Here is a 23,365-nt window from a genome sequence, read left to right as displayed (position 1 = left end):
GAGTCCGTCCCGCCGCCGCGTGTCCCCCAAGCGCTCCGCTTCAGATCCGCTTCAGATCAGAGATGGAGCTTCAGTACGACGGCGGGCTGCCCCTGTTGATCAATCGCTAACCGGCTGCGCCTGTGATGTGCTCCGGTCGAACCGGCACTCGGGTGAGTGCGCTGCCGGTGGCGTCGCGGATGGCCGCGACGACCGCCGGGGTGGAGGAGAGCGTGGGTGGCTCTCCGGCGCCCCGCAGCCCGTATGGGGCGTCGGGGTCGGGGTTCTCGAGGATGTCCATCCGCATCGGAGGCATGTCGAGGATGGTCGGGATGAGGTAGTCGGTGAACGAGGGGTTGCGGACCAGGCCGTCCTTGACGACGATCTCCTCCATCACCGCCAGGCCGAGGCCCTGCGCGGAGCCGCCGTGGATCTGCCCCTCCAGGGACAGCCGGTTGAGGATCTTGCCGACGTCCTGCACGGCGGCCATCTCCACGACCTTGACCAGGCCGAGGTCGACGTCCACGTCCACGACCGCCCGGTGCACGCAGAGCGCGAGCTGGGTGTGGCTGGTGGCCTGGCCGGTGACCGGGTCCATGCCGGTCGTCGGCCGGTGGTGGAACTCGCGGGTCTCCTCGATGACGTCCTCGCCGAGGATGTCTTCGATGGAGGCCAGGACGCCCTCCTTGCGGGAGACGACCTTGCCGCCGACCACGTTCAGGTCGCCGAAGGACCGCCACTGCCTGCCGAGCTTGCGTTCGGTCATCGCCAGCAGCTGCGCGCGGACCGCCTCGCAGGCCGCCTTCACCGCGCCGCCGGTCATGTACGACTGGCGGGACGCGCTGGAGGAGCCGGCGTCGCCCACCTGGTTGTCGGCGGGGTGGATGGTCACCCGTTCGATGCCGAGCTCGGTGCGGGCGATCTGCGCCTCAAGGGTCACCAGGCCCTGGCCGACCTCGGCGGCCGCGGTGTGCACCAGCGCGGTGACCTCGCCGCCGATGACCTCCAGCCGCACGCGGGCGGTGGAGAAGTCGTCGAAGCCCTCGGAGAAGCAGATGTTCTTGATGCCCACGCCGTAGCCGACGCCGCGCACCACGCCTTCGCCGTGCGTCGTCTGGGACGCGCCGCCGGGGAAGTTGCGGATGTCACCCTCGGCGACCAGCTGCTCCAGCGGGGCCGGCATCGGCATCGCCTCAAGCTGCCCGAGCATCTCGGCCAGCGGGGCCGGGGCCTCGATGACCTGGCCGGTGGCCAGCTTCGAACCCTGGCTGACGGCGTTGATCTGCCGGGCCCTGACCGGGCTGATCCCGCAGGCCGCGGCCAGCTTGTCCATCATCGACTCGTAGGCGAAGCAGGCCTGCACCGCGCCGAAGCCGCGCATCGCGCCGCACGGCGGGTTGTTGGTGTAGACGCCGTAGGTGTCGATCTTGATGTTGGGGATCTCGTACGGTCCGACGCCGAGCGAGGCGGCGTTGCCGACCACGTTGTTGGTGGACGAGGTGTACGCGCCGCCGTCGAGGATGATCTCGACCTCGGCGTAGAGGATCCTGCCGTCCTCGGTGGCGCCGTACTCGTACCGCATCTCCGCCGGGTGGCGGTGCACGTGGCCGAAGAACGACTCGTACCGGTTGTAGGACATCTTGACGGGCTTGCCGGTGTGCAGCGCGAGCATGCCCGCGTGGATCTGCATCGACAGGTCCTCGCGGCCGCCGAACGCGCCGCCGACCCCCGCGAGCGTCATCCGGACCTTGTCCTCGGTGAGGCCGAGGCACGGCGCGAGCTGCTTCAGGTCGTTGTGCATCCACTGCGTGGAGACGTAGATGTCCAGGCCGCCGTCCTCGCCCGGCATGGCGAGGCCCGACTCGGGGCCGAGGAACGCCTGGTCCTGGATCCCGACCTGGTACTCGCCGGACACCACGACGGGCGCCTCGGCCTTGGCCTTGCCGACGTCGCCGACGCGCACGGGCTGGTAGCGGGTGATGCCGCCGCGGTCCTGGACCTTGAGGCCCTCGGGGTCGGCGATCACGGCGCGGGCGTCGGTGATCGGCGCCAGCACCTCCCACTCGATCGCGATCTTCTCGACCGCGCGGCGGGCGATCTCCGGGTGGTCGGCCGCGACCAGCGCGATCGGCTCGCCCTGATGGCGCACCTCGCCGATGGCGAGGACCGGCTGGTCCCAGGTCATGTCGACGCCGAAGTGCTTGCGGCCCGGCACGTCCTCGTGGGTGAGGACGGCGTGCACACCGGGCATCGCCAGCGCCGGGCCGATGTCGATCGAGAGGATCGTGGCGCGCGGGTGCGGGCTGCGCAGCGTGGCGCCCCACAGCATGCCGTCGATCCACAGGTCGGAGGAGTAGGCGAACTCCCCCTTGACCTTGAGCGTCCCGTCCGGGCGCAGCGGGCTGTCGCCCACGCCGCCGATGCCGGGCGCCTTGACGTCGCCAGGTGTGCGCACCGGGGTGCCTGCGGGTGTACGAACCGGGGCCATCAGAGGACCTCCTCCGCGAGCTTCATCAGGCGGCGGTGCGCCTGGGCGCCGCGCCGGGCGACCTCGTCCTGCGGGACGGAGGTCAGCGCGTCGTCCTCGACGACCGTCTCGCCGTTGACCAGCAGCCGGGCCAGCGGCGGGGTCTTGCCATAGGCGAACGCGGTCACCGGGTCGTCGATCGCCGCGTAGAACCCGTCGGTGCGCCAGAGCGCGATGTCGGCGAGCTTGCCGACCTCCAGCGAGCCGATCTCGTTCTCGCGGCCGAGGACGCGGGCGCCGCCGATGGTGCCGATCTCCAGGGCCTGGCGCGCGGTGAGCGCGGTCGGGCCGTACTTGGCGCGCTGCATGTACATGGCCTGCTTGACCTCGCCGGCCAGCGAGACCATCTCGGCGGACGCGGCGCCGTCGACGCCGAGGCCGACCGGCACGCCCGCCTCCAGCAGGTGCGAGATCCGGGCGATGCCGGCGCCGAGCCGTGCGTTCGAGCTCGGGCAGTGCGCGGCGCCGGTGCCGGTGCCGGCCATCTTCTTGATGTCGGTGTCGTGCAGGTGCACGGCGTGCGCGAACCACACGTCCGGGCCGAGCCAGCCGAGCGTCTCCATGTACTCGACCGGGGTCATCCCGAACTGCTCGATGCAGTGCTCCTCCTCGTCGAGGGTCTCGGCGAGGTGGGTGTGCAGCCGGACGTTCTTGGCGCGGGCCAGCTCGGCCGACTGCGTGAGCAGGTCGCGGCTCACCGAGAACGGGGAGCAGGGCGCGACCGCGATGCGCAGCATCGAGTCGAACGAGGCGTCGTGGTAGCGGTCGATCGCCGCCTCGGTCTCGGCGAGGATCGTCGGCAGGTCCTCGACCACCTCGTCCGGCGGCAGGCCGCCCTGGGACTGGCCGCGGTCCATGGAGCCGCGGCACGGGTGGAAGCGGATGCCGAGCTCGGCGGCCGCGTCGATCTCGGCGGCGAACAGGTCGCCCCGGCCCTTGGGGAAGACGTAGTGCAGGTCGCTGGCCGTCGTGCAGCCGGACTTGAGGAGCCAGCCGAGCGCGGCGCTCGCGGCGCCGGACACGACCTCGGCGTCCATCTTCGCCCACGGCTTGTAGAGCGCGACCAGCCACTCGAAGAGCGTGTTGTCCTTGGCCAGGCCCTGGCTCGCCCACTGGTAGAGGTGGTGGTGGGTGTTGACCAGGCCAGGGGTGGCCAGGCAGCCGGTGCCGTCGATCCGCTCGGCGCCCTCGATCGCGGGCGCGGGGCCGGCGCCCACGGCGGTGATCTTGTTGTCCACGACGACGATGTGGCCGCCGGGGTACTCCTCGCCGGTGACGGTGACGACGTAGGCGTTCTCGATGATCTTGGTGGTCACTTGCCCGCCCCCGCTTCGGCGGCGGCCGACTTGCGGGCCGCGGCCAGCCGGACGGCGTCGAGGATCTTCTCGTAACCGGTGCAGCGGCACAGGTTGCCGGCGAGCGCCTCGCGGATCTCCGCGTCGCTCGGCTCGGGGTTGCGCTCGATCAGGTCGTGCGACTGGACGAGCAGGCCCGGCGTGCAGAAACCGCACTGCACGGCGCCCGCCTCGACGAACGCCTCCTGGATCGGGTCCAGGTCGTCGCCCTCGCCCAGGCCCTCGACCGTACGGACCTCGCGGTCCTGCACCTGGCCCGCCGCCACGAGGCAGGAGCAGGCCGGGACACCGTCGAGATAGACCGTACAGGAGCCGCATTCGCCCTGTTCACAGGCGTTCTTGGAGCCCGGGAGGCCCATCCGCTCCCGGAGCATGTACAGGAGGCTCTCGCCCTCCCACACGTCGTCGACCGACTCCTTGGAGCCGTTCACGGTGAAGCTCACCCGCATCAGGAGGCCTCCTTTCGGATCGTGCCGTCACGGAAGTCGCTCCAGGCCCAGGTCAGGGTGCGCCGGGCCATCACCGAGATGGCGTGCTTGCGGTAGTCGGCGGTGCCGCGGACGTCGTCGATCGGCGAGGCGGCCTCCTTGACCAGCTCGCCGAACCGCTGCGCGGTGGCGATCGACAGCGGGCCGCGGCCCTCCCAGTCCAGCTCGGCGGACAGGAACTCCTCGGCGGCGGTCGCCCGGCGCGGCGTGGGAGCCGCCGAGCCGACGCCGGTGCCGACGCGCCGCTCCTCCGGGTGGAGGGCGATCGCGAACGAGCAGACCGCGATGACCATCGCGTTCCGGGTGCCGATCTTGGAGAAGTACTGCGGGCCGGGGGCGGGAGCGGTCCAGAACGCCCTGATCAGCTCGTCGTCCTCCAGGGCGTTGCGCTTCACGCCCAGGTAGAACTCGGTGGCGGGGATCATGCGAGTCCCGCGCGCGGCCGACTGGGCCTCGATGACCGCGTCCCCGGCCAGCAGGGGCGGGTGGCTGTCGCCGGCGGGCGAGGCGGCGCCCAGGTTGCCGCCGACCGAGCCGCGGTTGCGGATCTGCGGGGAGCCGACCGTACGGGAGGCCTGGGCCAGGCCGGGCAGCTTGTCGCCCAGCTCCTTGATCAGCCGGACGTACGGGACGCCCGCGCCGATGCGCAGCCACCCGCGCATGTCCACCGGGGGGTGTGGGGGGTCGTCCCCCCTCGAGGCAGCAGGGCCGTCGGCGATGTCCCAGGTGGTGAGGTCGGTGACCCGGTTCAGGTCGAGCAGCGCCGGCGGGCGGTGCACATCGAAGTTGATCTCGACCATGACGTCCGTACCGCCCTGAATGGGCAGCGCGTCGCGATGCTCGGCCTTGGCGGCCAGGGCGTCTTCCCAGGTCGCGGGGCGCAGGAAGTCCATAACTCTAGAATCCCTCAGTTCCAGGCGAACCCGGCGGCGGGTGCGTCGTCGGTGAGCACGGAGCCCTCGATCAGGCCGTACGGGCGGTCCGCGGCGAAGAAGACCTCGTTCGGGTTGTCCATGCCGAACGGCTCCAGATCCACGAGGAAGTGGTGCTTGTTGGGCATCACCATCCGCACCTCGCAGACCTCCTTACGGGTGTTAAGGACCCGGCGCCCCATCTGGTACAGCGTCTGCTGCAGGGAGAGGCTGTGGGTCTCGGCGAAGGCCTCCAGCAGCGACTGCCGGGCCTCGTTGTAGGAACGGCCGAACGAGCCGTGCTCGCCCCGGTGCCGCCACTGGGCGGAGACCTCGGTGGCCAGGATCCGGTCGTTGGTCGGCTTGAGGGTCGTGAACTCGTCCTCGACGTAGCCGTGGAACTCCGAGCCGGTGGAGTTCAGGACGACCAGGTTCTTCAGGCCGGACACGATCGTGGCGCCCTCGTCCTGGTCGTAGTGCACGACGCAGGTGCGCACCTCGCGGCCGCTGCGGACGAAGGAGTACTGCTCCTCGCGCAGGCCCAGGTGCGGGCCGTCGCTGACCGGGATCCGGTCCCAGAAGTACTCCTCGATCTCCACGCGGGCGTGCCTGATCGGCGCCTGGGAGTCGACGTAGTGGCGGGCCAGCAGGAGGGCGAAGTCCTCGATCTGGTCGACCCCGTACTTCTTGGCGAAGGCGTAGGCGGTGTTCTTCTGGGTGTCGGTCGGCAGCACGTTGCCGTTGTCACCCGTCAGATGGACGTCCTCCATGTCGCCGGACAACGCGGAGCTGACGTTGATGTCCTTGATGTGGTGCGTACCGCCGTCCCGGACGACGCGGACCACGCGGGTCTCCGCCTTGCCGTAGCGGTTGGGGCCGAGAACGATGGCCATCTGGTCTAGCTCCCTCGGTAGGTCGAGTAGGCGAACGGGCTGAGGAGGAGCGGCACGTGGTAGTGCTGCTCCGGGTCGTCGATCGTGAAGGCGACCGTGACCTCGGGGTAGAAGTCGGAGAGCCCGGCGGTCTCGAACGTGAGGCGGTAGGTCCCGGCCCCCAGGCCCCTGCCCCACTCCTTGATCCGCCCGTCGGCGTCGGTCCGGCCCTCGGCCACCGGCTCCCAACCTGTGCCGTCGCGCTCCTCCAGCCGTACGGCCAGATCCTGCGCGGGCCGGCCCTTCGCCGCGTCCAGGACGTGTGTGGACAGGCTCATGATCCCCCCTGCTTGAATGAACGCTGCTCGTTGATGAGCTTGGTCAGCCGCAGGCCGACGATCTTGGCGAGCTCGTCGCGCACCACGGCCCGTTCGGCGTCCTCGTCGTTGCCCAGCCTCCCCCGCAGCGCCTCGAGCATCTCGGCGGCGCTCCGGCCGGTGGCGCAGATGAGGAACACGTGGTCGAAGCGGGCCTCGTAGGCCTTGTTCCCCTCGACCAGCGCGGTGCGGAGCTCCTGCGCGGCGGCGTCCATGCCGGACTGCTCGCCGCGGGACCAGGCGGACTCGCGGTCCGCGCCGCCCACCCGGTCGCCGATCCGCGGGTGGGCCTCCAGGGCCTCCAGCACGTCGGCCCAGTCGGCGTCGGCGAGAACGGTGGCCGCGGCCGACAGCAACGCGGCCAGGTCGCCGTAGGGCCGCGCACCGGCGACCGCGGCCGCCCAGCGGCGGGAGGCACAGCAGGTGAGCAGCTCGGACTCCGCGTCCGCCACTGGCAACGCGTTGAACCGGTCCAGTCCGTGCCCTGTCGTCACCGGCACTTCTCGCCTCCTTCTCGGTGGGTTGTCCTGAAGTACACACATCGCACCCGGGGGTCGGAAAGAGACAGGAAATCCGAAGTGTGACGGCGCTCACCGGGTACTTTTCGTGCGTTGCTCCAAGGCGGGCCGCCCAAACCCCGTGCGGACGGGCAGTCGCGGCCCATGGATGATCATCCTCGGACCTTGGGTGAACGATGGGTTAACCTCGCTGCGCGAAAGGGGGACACACGGACTATGAGGCTGCGCTCCCTGCTCGCCATGCCCGAGCTGCGTCTGGAGGTCGTCACCGGCGACGACCAGCTGGACCGGGTGATCCGCTGGGTGGTCACCACGGACATGCTGGACCCGAGCCGGTACCTGAGCGGGCGTGAGCTGGTGCTGTCCGGCCTGGTCTGGCGGTCGGGCCCCGAGGACTCGGAGATGTTCGTCCACGGTCTGGCCAAGGCGGGCGTGTCCGCGCTGGCCGCCTGGGACGCCGATGCGGGCACGATCCCCGATGATCTGATCGAGGCCTGCCGCAAGCACCGGCTGCCGCTGTTCCGGGTGCCCGAGGACGTTGCGTTCGCAACTGTCACCGAGGCGGTCGTACGGCATCTGTCCACGGCCCGCGCCTCCGACCTCACCGCCGTGCTGGACCGGCATCGCCGGCTGGTCGCCGGTGCCACCGAGGGCGCCGGCCTGGGACCCGTGCTGGAGCTCGTGGGCCGTGACCTGGGCATGCGCTGCTGGGTCCTCACCCCTGCGGGGCGCGTGGTCGCGGGCTCCGAGCCCCTGCCGGAGGACATGGACCCGGCCGGGCTGGCGCGCGTCTTCCTGACCGCGCCCCGGCTGCCGCACCGGCTCCGTTCCCCCGATGTGTCGATCTTCCCGGTGGCGGCCGACACCACCTCGCGGGTGGCCGACTGGTTCATCGTGTGCGAGGGCGACTGGGAGGAGTGGCCCGAGGAGCGGCGCGCCCTGACCGGCGAGCTGGCCGCGATCGTGGCGCTCGAACGGGTCCGTTTGGACGATCGCCTGAGCGTCGAGGGGCGGCTCGCGCAGGAGCTCATCCGGCTGATCGTCTCGGCGGCCAGCAACGACGAGATCCTCCCCCGGCTGGAGCTCACCGGCCTGGACGTCATGGCCTCGTTCGTCGCCGTGGCCGCCACCGCGCGGCGTACCGAACGCGGGGACCTGCGTCCGGGCGAGCTGCGCGCTCTGCTGGGCGAGATCCTTCCCGGCCCCCGGCCGGTCGTCGGGCTTCTGGACGATGAGGCGGTCGCGCTGCTGCCCGTCCCCATGGACGGGGACGGGGATGGGCATCACGACGTGGCCGGCGACATCCACCACGTTCTGCAGGCCCTGGCGCCCGGCCTGGCCGACAGCGGCCTGGCCGTCGGGGTGAGCGACGTCGTCGCCGCGGGCGAGCTGCGCGGCGCCGTCGAGGAGGCCCGCTACGCGCGGCGGCTGGCCGCCGGGCGCACCGACCCGGTCTGCGTGGTGGGGCACGACGAACTGGCGACCCACGTTCTGCTGCTGGCCAGCGTCCCCGATGACGTACGGCACATGTTCAGGGTGCGCCTCCTGGACCCGCTGCGCACCTATGACGAGGTCCACAAGGCCGACCTCATCCGGACCCTGGAGACGTTCCTCCAGAACTCCGGATCGTGGACGCGGTGCGCCGAACAGCTCCATCTGCACGTCAATTCCGTGCGCTACCGGATCCAGCGGATCGAGGAGCTGACGGGCCGCAATCTGAGCCGTTTGGAGGATCGGGTGGACTTCTTCCTGGCCCTCCGGCTCGGTTAGGGAGCTTCCTCCAGAGTTGGAGATGTGAGCTTGACCACCGCCGGTCCCGGCCACGTACGGTCGGCTGACCTTGGAGGTGAGTCTTGACCAGCAGGACCAATGACCGACCGACGCTGACGACCGAGTCCGGCGCTCCGGTCGCCGACAACCAGAACAGCGCGTCCGCGGGGGCCGGCGGCCCGCTCCTGATCCAGGACCAGCAGCTGATCGAGAAGCTCGCGCGGTTCAACCGCGAGCGCATCCCGGAGCGCGTCGTGCACGCCCGCGGCGCCGGCGCGTACGGCTACCTCGAGGTGACCGACGACGTCACCGGCTACACCCACGCGGCCTTCCTGAGCGAGGTCGGCAAGCGCACCGAGGTGTTCCTGCGCTTCTCCACCGTGGCCGACAGCCTCGGCGGCGCCGACGCCGTGCGCGACCCGCGCGGCTTCGCGCTGAAGTTCTACACCGAAGAGGGCAACTACGACCTCGTCGGCAACAACACCCCGGTGTTCTTCATCAAGGACCCGCTGAAGTTCCCGGACTTCATCCACTCGCAGAAGCGCGACGGCTTCACCGGCGTGCAGGAGCCCGACAACGTCTGGGACTTCTGGAGCCACTCCCCCGAGGCGCTGCACCAGGTCACCTGGCTGATGGGCGACCGCGGCATCCCCGCCTCGTACCGGCACATGAACGGCTTCGGCTCGCACACCTACCAGTGGGTCAACGCCGAGGGCCGCGCGTACTGGGTGAAGTACCACTTCAAGACCGACCAGGGCATCCGCTGCCTGACCTCCGACGAGGCCGCGGAGCTGGCGGGCAAGGACGGCAACACCCATCAGCAGGACCTGCACCGCGCCATCGAGCGCGGCATGTTCCCGTCGTGGACGCTGTACGTCCAGCTGATGCCGGTGGAGGAGGCGGCCGACTACCGCTTCAACCCGTTCGACCTCACCAAGGTGTGGCCGCACGCCGACTACCCGCTGGTCAAGGTCGGCAAGCTGGTGCTGGACCGCAACCCCGAGAACATCTTCGCCGAGGTCGAGCAGGCGGCGTTCTCGCCGAACAACTTCGTGCCCGGCATCGGCCCGTCCCCGGACAAGATGCTCCAGGGCCGGCTGTTCGCCTACGGCGACGCGCACCGCTACCGCCTGGGCATCAACCACACCCAGCTGCCGGTGAACGCCCCGCACGCCACGACCGCGAGCAACAACGGGCGTGACGGCGCGATGCGCTTCGACGGCAACGGCGGCCGCGCCAAGAACTACGAGCCCGACAGCTTCGGCGGCCCGGTGCAGACCGGCCGTCCGCTGGCGACCGGGCTCGCGGTGACCGGCGAGACCGGCAACCACGCCCCGGTGCGGCACCGCGACGACGACCACTACGTCCAGGCGGGCGCGCTGTACCGGCTGATGGACGCCGCGCAGCAGGCGCGCCTGGTGGCCAACATCGCGGGCGGCCTGTCGCAGGTGTCCGACGACGCGATCGTGGAGCGCATGCTCGCGCACTTCCACGCCGCCGACCCCGCGTACGGCCACGCGGTGGAGACGGCCGTCAAGGAGCAGCGCTCCTGACGGACCGGTCACCGCGCGGTCGTGCCGGAATGCGGATCGACCACGACCGCGCGGTGACCGGGGTGGCACCCCCCGCCGCCCCGACCACCCGCCGCCCTCCTCCTCCGACGACTCGAGGGCGTGCGGGCGCGAGCCAGGGTGACCCCATCACCCGAAGCTCGTACGACCGGCCTCACCGACCACCCACGGTGAGGCCGGTCTGTCGTTTCTCATGGCTAATGCGAGGGGGTGTGATGGCGGCACGTGAGGTCATCGGCCTGACCGGCCCGGCGTTCCCGCTGATCTCGTTCGCGGCGCGGCTGCCCGCCGCGATGTGCCCGATCGGGTCGCTGCTGCTGGTGAACGAGCGGAGCGGCAGCATCTCGGCCGCGGGCCTGGTGGGCGGGGCTCTGGCGCTCGGCCAGGCCGTCGGCGGACCGCTGATCGGACGGAGCGCCGACCGTTACGGGCAGCGTTTCGTGGTGCTCGCCGCAGCGCTGGTGAACGCCGCGATGATCGTGTCGGTGGTGCTGTCGAACGTGGTGCCGCTGCAGGCTGTGTTCGCTCTGCTGGCCGGGCTTTCCGTACCGCAGATCGGCCCGCTGGCGCGCAGCCGCCTGATCGCGCTCACCTCGCGGCGGCGGCCCGCGCTGACCGGATCGGCGCTGTCACTCGACGGAGCCATCGACGAGACCTCCTTCGTGACCGGTCCGGCGCTCGTCGGCATCCTGGCGGCGGCCGTCGACCCGGCCGCGGGCCTCCTGACCGCTGCGGCCGTGGTCGCCTCCTTCGGGACGCTCTTCGCGTTCCACCCGTCCTCCGGGCAGGTCGAGTCCCGGCCGGAGCAGGAGTCCCGTTCGCGTGTGCTGTCGTTGCCGCTGGTGCTGCTGTGCCTTGGGATGTTCCTCCAGGGAACGGTCTTCGGCTCGATCCAGACCGGCGTCACCGACCTCACCGAGAAGCTGGGCCACGCGGGCTCGGCCGGGCTGATCTACGGCCTGATGGGCCTGCCGAGCGCGCTCGTCGGCCTGGCGATGACCGCGTTGCCTCCCGCCCGTTCGCTGCGGATCCGGCTCCGGCTGGTGACCGCCGCCCAGTTCGTGCTGACGCTCCCCCTGCTGGCCGTGGATTCCATCCTCGGGCTCACGGTCGCGGTCTGTGTGCTGGGCCTGACGTTCGCGCCGAACATCATCACCACGTTCGGCCTCACCGAACGCGCCGCGCCGCCCGAGCGCATGAGCGAGGCCATGGCCTACCTGGGCAGCGGCATCATCCTGGGCACCTCGACGGGCGCCGCGGTCTCCGGCCAGCTGGCCGACCGTTCCGGCTACACCGCCTCGTTCGCGCTCGCCTGCGCGGCCGCCGCGATCTCCGCCGTCATCGCCCTGGCCCACCGCCGATCGGCCGCTCCCGCAGCGGTGACGTGCCTCACTCCGGACACCGCTTCTTCTAAATAGACAAGGTCGTCTGTTAGATTCCAGAGCGTCGAAGGAGGGACCTCATGGACATCTCTCAGTGGCCCGGAACGGTGGACGAGATCGTCGGCGGCGACCAGATCGTCATGCTCGCCACCGTCACCCCCGCGGGCGGCACGGTGCTCGCCCCGCTCACCAACTTCGCGATCCGCGACCGCGAGGCCGGCACGATCACCCTGAACAGCTCGATCGGCGGCTGGAAGAAGCTGGAACGCATCAGGCGCGACCCGCACGTCGCCGTCGCGTTCCACACCCGCAAGCACGCCCGCAACGGCAGCCCCCAATACGTCCTCGCCCAGGGCAAGGCCACGCTCTCGCCCCCGATGGCCGGCTACCCCGACACCCTCGGCGCCGACTGGGACCTCTTCGACGGCCCGCGCCCCAAGGGCTACCTGTGGAACCGCTGGCTGCGCGTCTACTACATCCGGATCGTCATCGACATCCAGGTGGAACGCTTCGTCGTCTGGCCCGACCTCACCTGCCAGGGCACCCCCGAGGTCTACGGCGCACCGCTCCCGGACGGCGACCCCGCGCCCCAGAAGGCACCCGCCAACGGCACCGGCCCCCGCGTGGACGCCGCCAAGTCCGCCGCCCGCGCCGCCGCCTTCCCCGACACCCTGCTCGGCTGGACGACCGCCGACGGCTACCCGATGGTCGTCCCCGCCCACGTCGACGGCCACGACCAGGACGGCCTCCTGATCGACGCCCCGTTCCTCCCCCAGGGCGGCCGCCGCGCCGGCATGACCTCCCACGCGTTCGAGAAATACGCGGGAGGCCAGCGCCAGCGCATCCGCACCGGCTGGCTCGACGCCGCCGATCGCGTGCACTACGCCCCGCACACCGAGTTCGCCTTCCGCATGCCGAACTCCAAGACCATCTACCGCCTCGGCATGGGCGTCGCCATGCGCGTGGCCATGCGCCGAGCCCGCCGCGCGGGGCTCCAGTTCGCCTGAACGGTCAGGCGAGCCCGGCTTCGGCGATCGCGGCCTCCCAGCCCTTGAGGAAGTCGCCATAACCTGCGGCGAATTCTTCAAGCGCAGGCTCGGCCGCCGCGCTCAGTGCCGTGAGGTCGTAAGTGACTTCGACCGTGGTGTCGCGGGCTTGAACGGTGACCGTTCCGGCTCGCGAGCCTGGGGTGACGCGCGCGTACGAGACGCGATCGGGGGTGCGGTCGATGACCACCCAGGTCGTGGTCTCGCCGTGGCCGGTGGTCTCGAAGACCGTGCCCGGGGCCGTGTCGTCGGGGGCGGGCTCGGGGAAGCGGGGTTTCCAGCCGGGCACCCAGCGTTCCTCACCACGAGGGGTGAAGAGCTGCAGGGAGTCGGTGGCGGGCTGAGGGACGTTCACGTGACCCGTGAGTTGGACTCTCATCCGTACATGATGCGCAGAGAGGCCCGGCGCGTGGCGTCGGTGAGGGCCTTGACGTTGTCCGCCCACTGCTCGACCGAGCCGATCAGGGGAAGGGACCTGATGTGCGGGTCCTCGATGTCGGCCAGGAGCATCTCTGGGATCTCGTTCGTCGTGGTGCGGTAGGGGCGGTTGAAGAACGGGATCGTGGCCTTGTCGGGGGCGGGTAGGCGTTCGCGTTGGAGGTTGAGGAGTTCCTCTGCCGCCTCGGCCAAAGCCGCTTCCCGCTCCTGCCAGGTGGGGGCGGACATGACGGTTTCCACGGGCAGCGAGACAGGGAGTTGGGCGAAGACCGTTCCGCGCCACTTGGGATAGGGCGGCCACCTGCGGCACAGGACGAAGGCCAGGTGAACGATGTCGTCGGCCAGGCGGGCTGAGAGCAGGCGCGACCCGAGCTCGTCGCCCCGTTCGGCGGTACGGCCGACCATCGGCATGTACTCGGCGATGCGCTGCCAGGCGCAGGCCACGACGTAGCGTTCCAGGTCAGCCGGGTACCAGGCGAGCTGACCCCGGAGAGGCGCCAGGGTCTTGGTCTGGTCGGCGAAGACCGGCCCCGCGGTGACCTCAAGGATGCTCTGACCGGTGAGGACCAGCCAGTCCGCGGTGGAGAGGCCGTCGGTCGGGTCTACGCCCAGGCGCGATTCGGCGAACGCGCCGACCGTGGCCACCTCGACGTTGTGGGTCATCGCGTCGTCCCAGGTGACCGGGAAGCGGACGGGATGGTCCTCGTAGCCGTCGGGGAGGCCCTCCAGGCGGCGCAGGATCTCGGGGACGGCGTCCGGGTCGTCGGTGAGGACGGTCAGGCGGCATCCCCAGTCGTGGTCGCGGCTCAGCGCGTCGTCCAGGCCGAGGACGTCGGACCCCGAGCCCAGCCGCGCCGCCGCGTACCGGATGCCTTTCAGCAGCGGCGCGACGACATCGGCGTGGAAGGCGCGGGAAAGGCCGGCGCCCTGATGGTTCATGCCTCCAGGATCGCGCATCGGGTCTCAGCCGCCTTTCAGCCTCGGCCGAAAGGGGGCCTGTCCGAGCGCTTCATGTGATCCACGATGCCGGTTCGGACTGCTCCTGAACGAGGGGAATTCCTTATGAAGATCCGATCGCTGGCGGCGACCGCCGCCGGTGCCGCTCTGGCGGCCGGGACCTTGGTCGCCGCTGCGCCGGCCGCCTCGGCGGCCACGCTCCACTGCCCGTCGGGCGCCGCCTGCGGCTACCACCGAGGGCACACCAATCCGGACTGGCGGACCTGGGTCAGCTCCACCAAGCACCACTCGGCCAACAAGATGAAGAACAACGGCTACAAGGCTTACCTGGACGCCGTTTACGTCAAGTACAAGTACATCCACTACGGCGGCGGAAGCGCTCCCGACTGGAAGTACAAGCACACCTGCATCAAGCGCGGGAAGAGCAAGTACCTCAAGCACGAGTCGCCCTCGGACGCGGTCGTCTACTCGGTGAAGTGGGTTCACAGCTGCTGAGCCGCTGCGCGCTGAAGGGATGAAGGGATGAAGGGCCCTACCTCCGCGGAGGTGGGGCCCTAGCGCGTTAATTGATGCGGAGCCTGGTGGGAGTGACGATGAGGGCTGCCGCGAAAAGGTCGGCGAAGTCGGCCGGGGTGCCGAAGAGGGACTGCATGCGTTCGATGTACTTGGCCGTGTAGGCCGGGACCTCGTTGGCGGGCGGGACGTCGAACGCGCGCTGGACGGTGCCCTCCATGCGGACCATGTTGCGGCCGAGGTCGGCGCCGTCGAGGACCATGCTGACCTTGGGGTTGGCCTCGAGGTTCTTCAGCTTGGCCTTCTCGGGGCGGGTGTACATCAAGATCGTCTCGTCGTCGCGCATCAGGAACCAGACGGGGACGGTGACCGGCTGGCCGTCCTCGCGGACCGTGGTCAGCCAGGCGATCAGGTTGTGGTCGAGGCGGGCCTCGACGCGCTCGCGGTCGGCGGAGGAGAGGTGGTCGGTGAGCTTCATCGGTCGTGCCTTTCAGAGAGCGGAGGACAGGCGGAGGGCGCCCGGGATGTCGGTGCTGAAGAGGGAGACGTCGATGGGGCCCTCGTCGGTGCGGACCGGGAGGCGCGGGAAGTTGTTGGCCGCGTCGAGGGTGGTGAGGGTGATCAAGGCTCCGGGGGCGGGCGTCCCGGGCTGGTTGATCGTGATGGAGTGCGTGCCCTCGTAGGCCTGGGGGAAGTCGCCGGCGACCGGGCGGAGCAGGCGGGCGTCGGAGCTGTCGAGCATGGTGGCGTTGGCCGCGTTCGCGTGCCGGGCCCAGATCGGGCCGTTGTAGAACGCGTCGAGGGAACGGGCACGGCTCGGCATGTCGGGGAAGCCGCGGAGCCAGACGAAGCGGTCCGGGTCGTCCAGGTCGCGGAAGACGCCGAGGATCGTCATGCCGTCCTTCTCCTGCGGCTCGATCAGCTCCCCGACGAACAGGTCGATCAGCTCGTCCCGGCGCCCGGGATGGAGCGTGTACTGGCGGAGTTCGATCACGGTGAGGGTCACACCGACAACGATGGCCGGGCGCGGGCCAGGGGCGTGAGTGGCAAGACTGCCCATGTTCGTTGATAAATTGCCATATGGGCATCAGCGTGGCCGTGACCGTGACCGACGGCATCCCCGACTTCGAGCTCTCCATCGCCTGCGAGGTCTTCGGGATGGACCGGAGGGACCTCGCCGACCCCTGGTACGACTTCCGGCTGTGCGCCGCCGATCCGGGCTCGACGCGGACGCAGAACGGCTTCGTACCGGACACCCCGTACGGTCTCGACGGGCTGAAGGGCGCCGACACGGTGATCGTTCCGGCGCTGTGCAACGGCTACCCGCTGGAGGGCGAGGGGCCCGACGAGCGGCTGGTCCAGGCGCTGCGGGCGGCGCACGCGGCCGGGTCGCGGATCGTGTCGCTGTGCACGGGCGCGTTCGCGCTGGCGGAGGCGGGGCTGCTGGACGGGCGGCGGGCCACCACGCACTGGCTGTACGCCGACACCCTGGCCGAGTGGCATCCGGCGGTGAAGGTCGAGGCCGACGTTCTGTACGTCGACGACGGCGACATCATGACCAGCGCGGGCCGCAGCGCCGGGCTCGACCTGTGCCTGCATCTCGTACGGGAGGACCACGGCGCGCGGGTCGCCAACCAGCTGGCGCGGCGCATGGTGGCGCCGCCGCACCGGTCGGGCGGGCAGGCCCAGTTCGTTGAGGCGCCGATCCCGCAGCGGCAGGACGACCTGCTGGAATGGGCGTCCCAGCACCTGGACGAGCGGCTGACCATCGCGTCCATGGCGCGGCACGCGGGCCTCAGCTCCCGTACGCTCATCCGGCGCTTCCACGAGACGACGGGCATGACGCCGATGCGGTGGCTGCACACGCAACGGCTCGCCCTCGTACGGGAGCTGCTGGAGTGCACCGACCTGTCCGTCGAGCAGATCGCGCGCCGCGCCGGGATGGGGAACGCACCCAACCTGCGGCACCACTTCGTCCGCGCGACGGGCGTCACCCCGACCGACTACCGCCGCACGTTCAAGCAATGACGAAGGCCCCGCCTCCACCAGGAGACGGGGCCTTTCACCGTTCGATCAGTGCATCTCGCGCGCCTTCTTCGGGAGGAAGAAGCCGATCGCGACCGCCGCCACGGCCAGCCCGGCCGCGATCAGCGTGACCTGCTCGGCGCCGCCGAGCGCGTTGTGCGGGGCGTCGCCGCCCGCCGCGGTGAAGTGGTCGAAGAAGACCGTTCCGAGGACCGCGACGCCGAGCGCCGCCGCCAGCTGCTGGATCGACTCCAGCGAGGCCGAGGCCGAGCCCACCTCGTCGTCGGCGACCTCGCCCATGATGATCCCGAACAGCGGGACGAAGATCATGCCCATCCCGATCCCGAAGACCAGCAGCGGTGCCGCCAGATGCCAGCCGCCGAGGTCCACGCCGACGCTGCGGAAGACCAGGTAGACCCCGGCCATCCCGGCGATCATGATCGTCAGCCCGAGGTGCAGGATCTTGCGCCCGAGCCCCGGCGCCATCGCGCCGCCCGCCGAGCCGAGGAACGCGCCGATCGCCAGCGAGGACATCGCGACGCTCGCGCCGATCGGGCTGTAGCCGAGGCCGAGCTGGAGCATGAACCCGAGCGCCAGGGTGAAGCCGATGATGGCGATGAAGAACGCGACCACGAACACCACGCCCGAGGTGTAGGACCGCCGCGCGAAGACGCTCAGCCGCACCAGCGGGGTCTTTCCCTGACCCGCACGCCGCAGCTGCTGGATCACGAACACACCGAGCACCACCACCGAGGCACCGAGCAGCGCGAAGATCCAGGCTGGCCAGCCCTGCTCACGACCCTGCACCAACGGGTAGACCAGCAGCGCCATGCCCGCCGCCGCGAGGATCCCGCCGACCACGTCCAGCCCGCCGGTCCGGTCTCCCTTGCCGTTCGGCAGCGCCTTCAGCCCGCCGAGCACCGTCACCAGGCCGAGCGGCAGGTTGATCAGAAACACCATCCGCCAGCCGGTGCCGAACAGGTCGGCCTTGATGAACAGCCCCGCGACGATCGGGCCGAGAATGCTCGCCAGGCCGATCACCGGGCCGACCACGCCCCACGCCTTGGCCTGGTCCGGCCCGGGGAACAGATCACGGATCAGCCCGAACCCCTGCGGGATCATGACCGCCGCGAACACGCCCTGCGCCACCCGCGCCGCGATCATCGTCTCGGGCGAGAACGCCATCGCGCAGGCCACCGAGGCCAGCACGAACCCGGCCGCCCCGACCAGCAGCATCCGCCGCCGCCCGAACATGTCGCCGAGCCGCCCGCCGATCAGCAGCCCCGCCGCCATGACCAGCGTGTAGCTCGCCACGATCCACTGCAGCGAGGCGTACGACCCGCCGATGTCCTTCTGGATCACCGGGAGCGCCACGTTCACGATGCTCGAGTCGAGCAGGTTCATCAGCATCGCGGTGAGGATCGCGAACAGTCCGAGCCAGCGCCCGCGCGCCGGGGCGGCCGCGCTCACCGGCGTCGTGACCTGGGCTTCAAGTGTTGCAGTCATCCGGGGGATCTCCATCTCCAGAACGGGAACGGATCGCTTCGTTCTGTTTCCAGATTAGCAGAACGGAACACTTCATTCCACTCCAGCGCCCAAGATCTTTGCCCTGCCCGAGGCCTCGCCCGCTACCGGTCGACCTCGACCTCGAGGTTGAAGAGGTAGCCGACCGTCTCCTCATCGATCCGAGCCCTCAGCTCGGCGAACCCGCTCTCCGCGAACCGTCTGCACCGGGCGACACGGCGCCGTGATCCGGCCGGGTCGAGCACCAGGCAGCTCGCCAGGTCCGGGCACCCGAGCGTCCAAGACCCCGTCCGCGGGCACGATTCCGGCCGAGATCTTCGGCGTCATCTGGGGCCTGGGCGTCATCGCCATCGCGAACAAGCCGTTCCTCCGCCGCCTCTCCGCCAAGAACCCCGGCCCCGGCACCCACGCCCGCCACGCCTGATTTCGCCGCGCGCGGCGCTGTCCCCCGGTCGCGCCCGCGTTCGACGCCGCCGAGCGGCACAACCCAGCCGTGAAGTCTCCTCACTAGCCTGGCTGGGGTGATCGAGGGTTTGGGGCGGGTGGCCGCGATGTGCCGGGAGACGCTGGGTGACGGGCCGGGATTCAGACGTCCTCTGGCGGAGGACTCGTCCGTCGACATTGTCGAGATCACCTGTTGTGACGACCGGCGGTCGTTTCGGCCGCCGGTGTTGGTCTCCGGGCCCGGGGCCGGGGTCACGCGGATGCTGTTGGTCCGTTCCGGCGGGTTCTTGGCGCGGGTCAACGGCCGTGAGGAGTTCACCGACCCGGTCACGGGATTTGTGCTCCGCCAGGGCGATGAGGTGGCCTTCGCCCACCCGGCCCGCACCCGCGACATCAGCACGATGCTCGATCTCGGCCAGGACGTCTACGGTGACCTCCTGCCACCGGCCCGGAATCCTGTCGTACCGGTGACCGCCGCGCTCGACCTGGCCCACCGGCGGCTGGTCTCGGCCTGCCGGGCAGGAATTGACCGCTTCGAGGTCGCCGAGCGGGTGCATCACCTGCTCACCGTGGTCCCCGCCCCGCGCGCTCCGGCACGGACCGGGCGGCGCGCCGCCACCGTCCAGGCGCACCGCAGGCTGGTCGACCACACGCGGGCGGTGCTGATCGACGGGCCGCCGACGGTGAGCCTGGAGGAACTCGGCCGCCAGGTGGGCTGCTCCCCCTTCCATCTCAGCAGGGTGTTCCACCAGGTCACCGGGCAGACCCTCAACCACTACCGCAACCAGCTACGGGTCCGGGCCGTGGCCGAGGACCTCGCCGACGGACACTCGTCACTGCGGACGCTGGCGACCACGTACGGCTTCGCCGACCAGGCCCACCTGACCCGCGTGTTCCGACAGCACACGGGACAGGTACCCAGCGCGGTCCGGGCGATGCTGAGACCGGCCGGGCCCGGGTGAGTGGAAATGAACAGGAATCTTCTACGCCACCGCGGTACGTGCAGGTGATCATCATCATGAAGACCGTGACGTTCTCTGGCCTTTGAAGCACGGAGCGCGTTGCGGAAATGCTGTTCACGCTGCCATTGGCTAGGCCGATTGAGAGGGAACTGAGTGAAATACCGCACTATCGGCGCTGACCCGGCGACGCGGCGTGAGGTGAGCGTGCTCAGTCTCGGCGCGATGTTGTTCGGCACGACCACCGACGAGGAGACGTCGTTCGCGATTCTCGATCGGTATGTCGAGGCGGGCGGCACGTTCATCGACACCGCGAACAACTACGCGTACTGGAACACCGGCAGCCAGGGCGGGGAAAGCGAGGCGCTGCTCGGCCGCTGGCGGCGCAGCCGCGGCGTCGGCGAGGAGATCACCATCGCCACCAAGCTCGGCGGCCGGCCGACCGCCACCACCGAGCCGACCGGCTCCACCAGCAGGCTGGCCCCCTCAGACGGCGTTGAGGGGGTGAACGCCAAGGTGATCCGGGAGGCCTCGGCCGCCAGCCGCGAGCGCCTCGGCGTGGAGAGGCTGGACCTGTTGTACGCCCACATCGGGTTCCCGGACGCGCCGTGGCAGGAGATCGTTGAGGCGTTCGGCGCGCTGGTCGCAGACGGCACGGTCGGCCTGCTGGGCGCCAGCAACCACTGGGCGTGGAGCCTGGAGCGGGCCAGGAACCTGGCCGCCACCGCCGGCCTGCCCGGCTACGAGGTCCTCCAGTACCACCACAGCTACCTGCGGCGGCGGGGCGACCTGCCCAGCAGGCGCTCCCCGGACGGGGAGATCGGCACGGTCTCCGGTGACCTGCTCAGCTATGTGCGGGCCGAGCCCGGCCTCGCGCTGGTCGCCTACTCCCCGCTGCTGGGCGGCGCCTACGTACGCCGGGACAAGCCCCTGGACGCCGGCTTCGACCACGCGGGCACGCCCGCCCGCCTCTCGGCGCTGCACCAGGTGGCCGACGAAACCGGGGCGACCCCCAACCAGGTGGTGCTGTCCTGGCTCATCGGCGGCGAGATACCGATCATCCCCCTGGTCGGCGCGTCCTCGGTGGCGCAACTGGAGGAGAGTCTGGCGGCCGTGGACCTGGAACTGACAGTGGAGCAGCGCGCCAAACTGGACGCCGCACACTGAGCCCTCTGCTGTTCGGTAGCGTGAAAGTAGCCACATCTGACCGGGCGGAAAATCGGGGGCGGCCGCGGGAGCGTGACGGCTACGCTCGCCGGATGACGCAGGTCGGCCATCCGGAATTGCTGGAACGTGGGCACCCGTTCCGGCAGTGGAAGACGTGGCAGCTGCCCGGTGCGGAGCTGACGCTCACCGGCTATTCGCGTGCCAACGACAAGACGTTCTTTCATGTGCCGGAGCTGCGGTGCAGCCTTGACGCGGGGTTGTGCGAGGGGCGCCAGGTGGACACGGTCTTCCTCACGCACACACATCATGACCACGCGAAAGATCTGGACTTTCTCGCCGCCAAGGACTTGGGTGCGGACATCTACCTGCCTGAGGCGGCGGTGCCGTACGCGGAGGGTTATCTGCGGGCGTCAGCCGAGTTGAACCACGGGGCGAAGTACGATCCGGCGCTGGCTGGTCATCGGCTTCATGGTGTGAAGGGTGATGACGAGTTCGTCCTCGGGCGGCGTGGGCATGTTGTGCGGGTCGTTGAGTGCGAGCACAAGGTGCCTTGCGTGGGCTACGCGTTCTCTGAACGGCGCAAGGCGCTGCTGCCGGAGTTCGAGGAGTTGCGCCGGTCTTTGCCCAAGGCGGAGTTCGGCCGGGTCATGGCGAGTAAGCGGAAGGAAGGCATTCAGGTAGATGGGGAGGTCCGGCGGCCGCTGTTCGTCTTCATGGGCGACACGCATGTGAACGTCTTCGAGCGGAGTCCGTGGGTTCTGGATTATCCGGTCGTTGTTACTGAGTGCACTTTCCTTGATGATGCCGAGCTGGAGCGGGCGGATAGGGTCGGGCACACGGTGTGGAGCCGGCTCAGGCCTGTTGTTGAGGCGCACCCGGAGACCTTGTTCGTACTGACGCATTTCAGCTTGCGGCATTCGGACCGGGAGATCTTCGAGTTCTTCGAGCGGGAGCCGTTGGAGAACGTGGTGGTGTGGGCGCATCCCGAGAGCCGCCTGCCCGAGATGCACCAGCACGGTTAGTCGGCCATGCGCCAGGTGCGGCGGGGTTTGCCGTGCATGCGGCCTGGGACGCCTGGACGTTGCTGCCACGGGAGCGGGCCGGAGGGCGGGCGATAGGCGACGCCCATCGCGTCCAGGCGGGCGTAGTGGGCGTTGTTCATGCGGCGCTCGAAGTCGGCGTAGTCGCGGTCGTCTGGCAACGGGAGGTTCGACCAGGCGACTTCGGCGAACGCGGCCAGGCGGGGGAACGTCTGGTAGTCGGCCCGGGAGCGGCTCTCCACCACCTCGGTCCACAGGTTGGCCTGGGTGCCGATGACGTTGGACTCGTGAGGAGTGCCGGCCAGGCGTGGCGGGATGGGCTCGAAGCGGTAGACGTCCTCCAGGGTGTGCACCCAGCCGAACGGAACGGGCTCGTCGGGGTCGGAGGACTGGACATGGTCCAGATAGACCTCTTGCTGCGGGCACATGACGACGTCGTGGCCTGCTTCGGCGGCCTCCATGCCGCCGTAGTACCAGCGCCAGCACGCCACGGCGGCGCCCTCGGCCAGGCCACCCTGGAGGATCTCGTCCCAGCCGATGAGGCGGCGGCCGCGTGCGGTGAGCCAGCGGTCGAAGTGGCGGATCATCCAGGACTGGAGTTCGTCTTCGTTCTTGAGGCCCAGGTCGCGCATGCGGGCTTGGGCCGTCGGCGAGGCGCGCCATTCCTCCTTGCGGCACTCGTCGCCGCCGATGTGGATGAACCGGCTCGGGAAGATGTCCAGGACCTCGTCGAAGACGCCTTCGTAGAAATCCAGGACTTCGTCGGTGGGGGCTAGGGAGTGGGGGTTGAAGCCCCACTCAGTCCACACCTCCAGCGCGGCGGTGTCGATGACGTCGGCGTTGCCGAGCTCGGGGTAGGCGGCGATGGCGGCGTGCGAGTGGCCCGGCAGGTCGATCTCGGGGACGACGGTGATGTGGCGTTCGGCGGCGTAGGCGACGATCTCGCGCAGGTCGTCTTGGGTGTAGAAGCCGCCGTGCGGTCGTTCGTCGTAGGTGACCGGCTCGCCCCAGCCCAGGCGGGTCTTGCGGCGCCACGCACCGACCTCGGTCAGGCGAGGGTGCCGCTTGATCTCGATGCGCCAGCCCTGATCGTCGGTCAGGTGCAGGTGCAGGACGTTCAGTTTGTGGGCGGCCAGCAGGTCGACGTAGCGCAGTACGTCGTCCTTGGGCAGGAAGTGGCGCGCGACGTCCAGCATGAAGCCGCGCCAGTGGAAGCGCGGGACGTCCTCGATGCGGCCGTACGGCATCTCGAAAGGGTGAGGGGAGATGCGGGCGCGGCGGAACGCGTCGGGGCCCTGCAACTGCCGCAGAGTCTGAAGCCCCCAGAAGACGCCCGCCTCGTCCCCGCCGACGATCTCGGCGCCGGAGGCCGAGGTCGTGAGGGTGTAGGCCTCGGGTCCCAGTGACGGGTCGACGCGGGTCTGAACTTCGCCGGTGAACGGGCCGGACTCGCCGGTCAGCTCGAGGCGTCGGGGGGCGGGGATCAGGTACGCCTCGGGCAT

23 protein-coding genes are annotated in these 23,365 nt (G+C 70.1%); 10 read left to right on the top strand and 13 right to left on the bottom strand.

The window, feature by feature from the left end:
• Positions 1 to 106: 106 nt before the first annotated feature.
• Genes J4573_RS25220 through uraD form a run of 7 tightly spaced genes read right to left on the bottom strand, consistent with a single transcriptional unit; the run spans position 107 to position 7,009 of the window.
• Positions 107 to 2,467, bottom strand: coding sequence for a xanthine dehydrogenase family protein molybdopterin-binding subunit (locus J4573_RS25220; RefSeq protein ID WP_208258300.1), 2,361 nt, complete (start codon positions 2,465 to 2,467; stop codon positions 107 to 109).
• Complete coding sequence (locus J4573_RS25215; protein ID WP_208258299.1) at positions 2,467 to 3,822, bottom strand: 8-oxoguanine deaminase; 1,356 nt, start codon at positions 3,820 to 3,822, stop codon at positions 2,467 to 2,469. The genes J4573_RS25220 and J4573_RS25215 overlap by 1 nt, the downstream gene beginning before the upstream one ends.
• Complete coding sequence (locus tag J4573_RS25210; RefSeq protein ID WP_208258298.1) at positions 3,819 to 4,310, bottom strand: (2Fe-2S)-binding protein; 492 nt, start codon at positions 4,308 to 4,310, stop codon at positions 3,819 to 3,821. The genes J4573_RS25215 and J4573_RS25210 overlap by 4 nt, the downstream gene beginning before the upstream one ends.
• The gene (locus tag J4573_RS25205) at positions 4,310 to 5,242 is read right to left on the bottom strand and encodes an FAD binding domain-containing protein (RefSeq protein ID WP_208258297.1); all 933 of its coding nucleotides are present in this window, start codon (positions 5,240 to 5,242) and stop codon (positions 4,310 to 4,312) included. The genes J4573_RS25210 and J4573_RS25205 overlap by 1 nt, the downstream gene beginning before the upstream one ends.
• 14 nt (positions 5,243 to 5,256) lie before the next feature.
• Complete coding sequence (gene pucL / locus J4573_RS25200) at positions 5,257 to 6,153, bottom strand: factor-independent urate hydroxylase (RefSeq protein WP_208258296.1); 897 nt, start codon at positions 6,151 to 6,153, stop codon at positions 5,257 to 5,259.
• 5 nt (positions 6,154 to 6,158) lie between these two features.
• On the bottom strand, positions 6,159 to 6,473 hold the full coding sequence (gene uraH, locus J4573_RS25195) for a hydroxyisourate hydrolase (protein WP_208258479.1): 315 nt from the start codon (positions 6,471 to 6,473) through the stop codon (positions 6,159 to 6,161).
• Complete coding sequence (gene uraD, locus J4573_RS25190) at positions 6,467 to 7,009, bottom strand: 2-oxo-4-hydroxy-4-carboxy-5-ureidoimidazoline decarboxylase (protein ID WP_307796868.1); 543 nt, start codon at positions 7,007 to 7,009, stop codon at positions 6,467 to 6,469. The genes uraH and uraD overlap by 7 nt, the downstream gene beginning before the upstream one ends.
• A 234-nt stretch (positions 7,010 to 7,243) precedes the next feature.
• Between uraD and J4573_RS25185 the strand changes: the two genes are divergently transcribed.
• The 4 genes from J4573_RS25185 (at position 7,244) to J4573_RS25170 (ending at position 12,757) form a co-directional block, all read left to right on the top strand.
• On the top strand, positions 7,244 to 8,797 hold the full coding sequence (locus tag J4573_RS25185) for a PucR family transcriptional regulator (protein WP_208258294.1): 1,554 nt from the start codon (positions 7,244 to 7,246) through the stop codon (positions 8,795 to 8,797).
• Positions 8,798 to 8,880: 83 nt separating this feature from the next.
• Positions 8,881 to 10,350 (top strand): catalase, encoded by a 1,470-nt coding sequence (locus J4573_RS25180; protein ID WP_208258293.1) that lies wholly within the window; start codon positions 8,881 to 8,883, stop codon positions 10,348 to 10,350.
• 233 nt (positions 10,351 to 10,583) lie between these two features.
• Positions 10,584 to 11,786 carry an MFS transporter gene (locus J4573_RS25175; protein WP_208258292.1) on the top strand — a complete coding sequence of 401 codons (1,203 nt, stop codon included), beginning with the start codon at positions 10,584 to 10,586 and terminating at the stop codon, positions 11,784 to 11,786.
• 44 nt (positions 11,787 to 11,830) lie between these two features.
• Positions 11,831 to 12,757, top strand: coding sequence for a pyridoxamine 5'-phosphate oxidase family protein (locus tag J4573_RS25170; protein ID WP_208258291.1), 927 nt, complete (start codon positions 11,831 to 11,833; stop codon positions 12,755 to 12,757).
• A gap of 4 nt (positions 12,758 to 12,761) precedes the next feature.
• Here the strand turns inward: J4573_RS25170 and J4573_RS25165 are convergent, their stop codons facing one another.
• Positions 12,762 to 13,175 carry a hypothetical protein gene (locus tag J4573_RS25165; protein ID WP_208258290.1) on the bottom strand — a complete coding sequence of 138 codons (414 nt, stop codon included), beginning with the start codon at positions 13,173 to 13,175 and terminating at the stop codon, positions 12,762 to 12,764.
• Complete coding sequence (locus J4573_RS25160) at positions 13,172 to 14,173, bottom strand: DUF4037 domain-containing protein (protein ID WP_208258289.1); 1,002 nt, start codon at positions 14,171 to 14,173, stop codon at positions 13,172 to 13,174. Before J4573_RS25160 ends, J4573_RS25165 begins: the two co-directional genes overlap by 4 nt.
• 123 nt (positions 14,174 to 14,296) lie before the next feature.
• Between J4573_RS25160 and J4573_RS25155 the strand changes: the two genes are divergently transcribed.
• A complete protein-coding gene (locus J4573_RS25155) occupies positions 14,297 to 14,686 on the top strand; it encodes a hypothetical protein (RefSeq protein WP_208258288.1) in 390 nt (129 codons plus the stop codon).
• A 67-nt stretch (positions 14,687 to 14,753) separates the two neighbouring features.
• Here the strand turns inward: J4573_RS25155 and J4573_RS25150 are convergent, their stop codons facing one another.
• On the bottom strand, positions 14,754 to 15,182 hold the full coding sequence (locus J4573_RS25150; RefSeq protein ID WP_208258287.1) for a TIGR03667 family PPOX class F420-dependent oxidoreductase: 429 nt from the start codon (positions 15,180 to 15,182) through the stop codon (positions 14,754 to 14,756).
• Between the two features lie 12 nt (positions 15,183 to 15,194).
• Positions 15,195 to 15,710 (bottom strand): NIPSNAP family protein, encoded by a 516-nt coding sequence (locus J4573_RS25145; RefSeq protein WP_208258286.1) that lies wholly within the window; start codon positions 15,708 to 15,710, stop codon positions 15,195 to 15,197.
• Between the two features lie 74 nt (positions 15,711 to 15,784).
• Between J4573_RS25145 and J4573_RS25140 the strand changes: the two genes are divergently transcribed.
• Positions 15,785 to 16,732 (top strand): helix-turn-helix domain-containing protein, encoded by a 948-nt coding sequence (locus tag J4573_RS25140; protein ID WP_208258285.1) that lies wholly within the window; start codon positions 15,785 to 15,787, stop codon positions 16,730 to 16,732.
• A 45-nt stretch (positions 16,733 to 16,777) separates the two neighbouring features.
• Here J4573_RS25140 and J4573_RS25135 read toward each other — a convergent pair whose 3' ends face one another.
• Positions 16,778 to 18,235, bottom strand: coding sequence for an MFS transporter (locus tag J4573_RS25135; RefSeq protein WP_208258284.1), 1,458 nt, complete (start codon positions 18,233 to 18,235; stop codon positions 16,778 to 16,780).
• A 241-nt stretch (positions 18,236 to 18,476) separates the two neighbouring features.
• Here J4573_RS25135 and J4573_RS25130 point away from each other — a divergent pair, with 241 nt between their 5' ends.
• The 4 genes from J4573_RS25130 to J4573_RS25115 all read left to right on the top strand — a co-directional run bounded on the left by J4573_RS25130 (position 18,477) and on the right by J4573_RS25115 (position 21,845).
• Positions 18,477 to 18,677 (top strand): hypothetical protein, encoded by a 201-nt coding sequence (locus tag J4573_RS25130; RefSeq protein ID WP_208258283.1) that lies wholly within the window; start codon positions 18,477 to 18,479, stop codon positions 18,675 to 18,677.
• A 280-nt stretch (positions 18,678 to 18,957) separates the two neighbouring features.
• On the top strand, positions 18,958 to 19,659 hold the full coding sequence (locus J4573_RS25125; protein ID WP_208258282.1) for a helix-turn-helix transcriptional regulator: 702 nt from the start codon (positions 18,958 to 18,960) through the stop codon (positions 19,657 to 19,659).
• 153 nt (positions 19,660 to 19,812) lie between these two features.
• Entirely contained in the window at positions 19,813 to 20,823 is a 1,011-nt protein-coding gene (locus J4573_RS25120) for an aldo/keto reductase (RefSeq protein WP_307796867.1), read from the top strand.
• Between the two features lie 92 nt (positions 20,824 to 20,915).
• A complete protein-coding gene (locus tag J4573_RS25115) occupies positions 20,916 to 21,845 on the top strand; it encodes an MBL fold metallo-hydrolase (protein ID WP_208258281.1) in 930 nt (309 codons plus the stop codon).
• Here J4573_RS25115 and J4573_RS25110 read toward each other — a convergent pair.
• Positions 21,842 to 23,365, bottom strand: a complete 1,524-nt coding sequence (locus J4573_RS25110) for a beta-N-acetylhexosaminidase (RefSeq protein ID WP_208258280.1) — start codon at positions 23,363 to 23,365, stop codon at positions 21,842 to 21,844. The genes J4573_RS25115 and J4573_RS25110 overlap by 4 nt on opposite strands.

It is taken from the genome of Actinomadura barringtoniae (genome assembly GCF_017573505.1).
Lineage (GTDB): Bacteria > Actinomycetota > Actinomycetes > Streptosporangiales > Streptosporangiaceae > Spirillospora > Spirillospora barringtoniae.
Note: the sequence above shows the minus strand (reverse complement) of the source record. Positions and strands in the feature narration are given on the sequence as shown.

Coding starts and splice junctions, on each gene's coding strand:
- J4573_RS25220 (WP_208258300.1), bottom strand. CDS start 2,467: ATGGCCCCGGTTCGTACACCCGCAGGCACCCCGGTGCGCACACCTGGC.
- J4573_RS25210 (WP_208258298.1), bottom strand. CDS start 4,310: ATGCGGGTGAGCTTCACCGTGAACGGCTCCAAGGAGTCGGTCGACGAC.
- J4573_RS25205 (WP_208258297.1), bottom strand. CDS start 5,242: ATGGACTTCCTGCGCCCCGCGACCTGGGAAGACGCCCTGGCCGCCAAG.
- pucL (WP_208258296.1), bottom strand. CDS start 6,153: ATGGCCATCGTTCTCGGCCCCAACCGCTACGGCAAGGCGGAGACCCGC.
- J4573_RS25185 (WP_208258294.1), top strand. CDS start 7,244: ATGAGGCTGCGCTCCCTGCTCGCCATGCCCGAGCTGCGTCTGGAGGTC.
- J4573_RS25175 (WP_208258292.1), top strand. CDS start 10,584: ATGGCGGCACGTGAGGTCATCGGCCTGACCGGCCCGGCGTTCCCGCTG.
- J4573_RS25170 (WP_208258291.1), top strand. CDS start 11,831: ATGGACATCTCTCAGTGGCCCGGAACGGTGGACGAGATCGTCGGCGGC.
- J4573_RS25165 (WP_208258290.1), bottom strand. CDS start 13,175: ATGAGAGTCCAACTCACGGGTCACGTGAACGTCCCTCAGCCCGCCACC.
- J4573_RS25160 (WP_208258289.1), bottom strand. CDS start 14,173: ATGAACCATCAGGGCGCCGGCCTTTCCCGCGCCTTCCACGCCGATGTC.
- J4573_RS25155 (WP_208258288.1), top strand. CDS start 14,297: ATGAAGATCCGATCGCTGGCGGCGACCGCCGCCGGTGCCGCTCTGGCG.
- J4573_RS25150 (WP_208258287.1), bottom strand. CDS start 15,182: ATGAAGCTCACCGACCACCTCTCCTCCGCCGACCGCGAGCGCGTCGAG.
- J4573_RS25140 (WP_208258285.1), top strand. CDS start 15,785: ATGGGCATCAGCGTGGCCGTGACCGTGACCGACGGCATCCCCGACTTC.
- J4573_RS25135 (WP_208258284.1), bottom strand. CDS start 18,235: ATGACTGCAACACTTGAAGCCCAGGTCACGACGCCGGTGAGCGCGGCC.
- J4573_RS25125 (WP_208258282.1), top strand. CDS start 18,958: ATGCTGTTGGTCCGTTCCGGCGGGTTCTTGGCGCGGGTCAACGGCCGT.
- J4573_RS25115 (WP_208258281.1), top strand. CDS start 20,916: ATGACGCAGGTCGGCCATCCGGAATTGCTGGAACGTGGGCACCCGTTC.
- J4573_RS25110 (WP_208258280.1), bottom strand. CDS start 23,365: ATGCCCGAGGCGTACCTGATCCCCGCCCCCCGACGCCTCGAGCTGACC.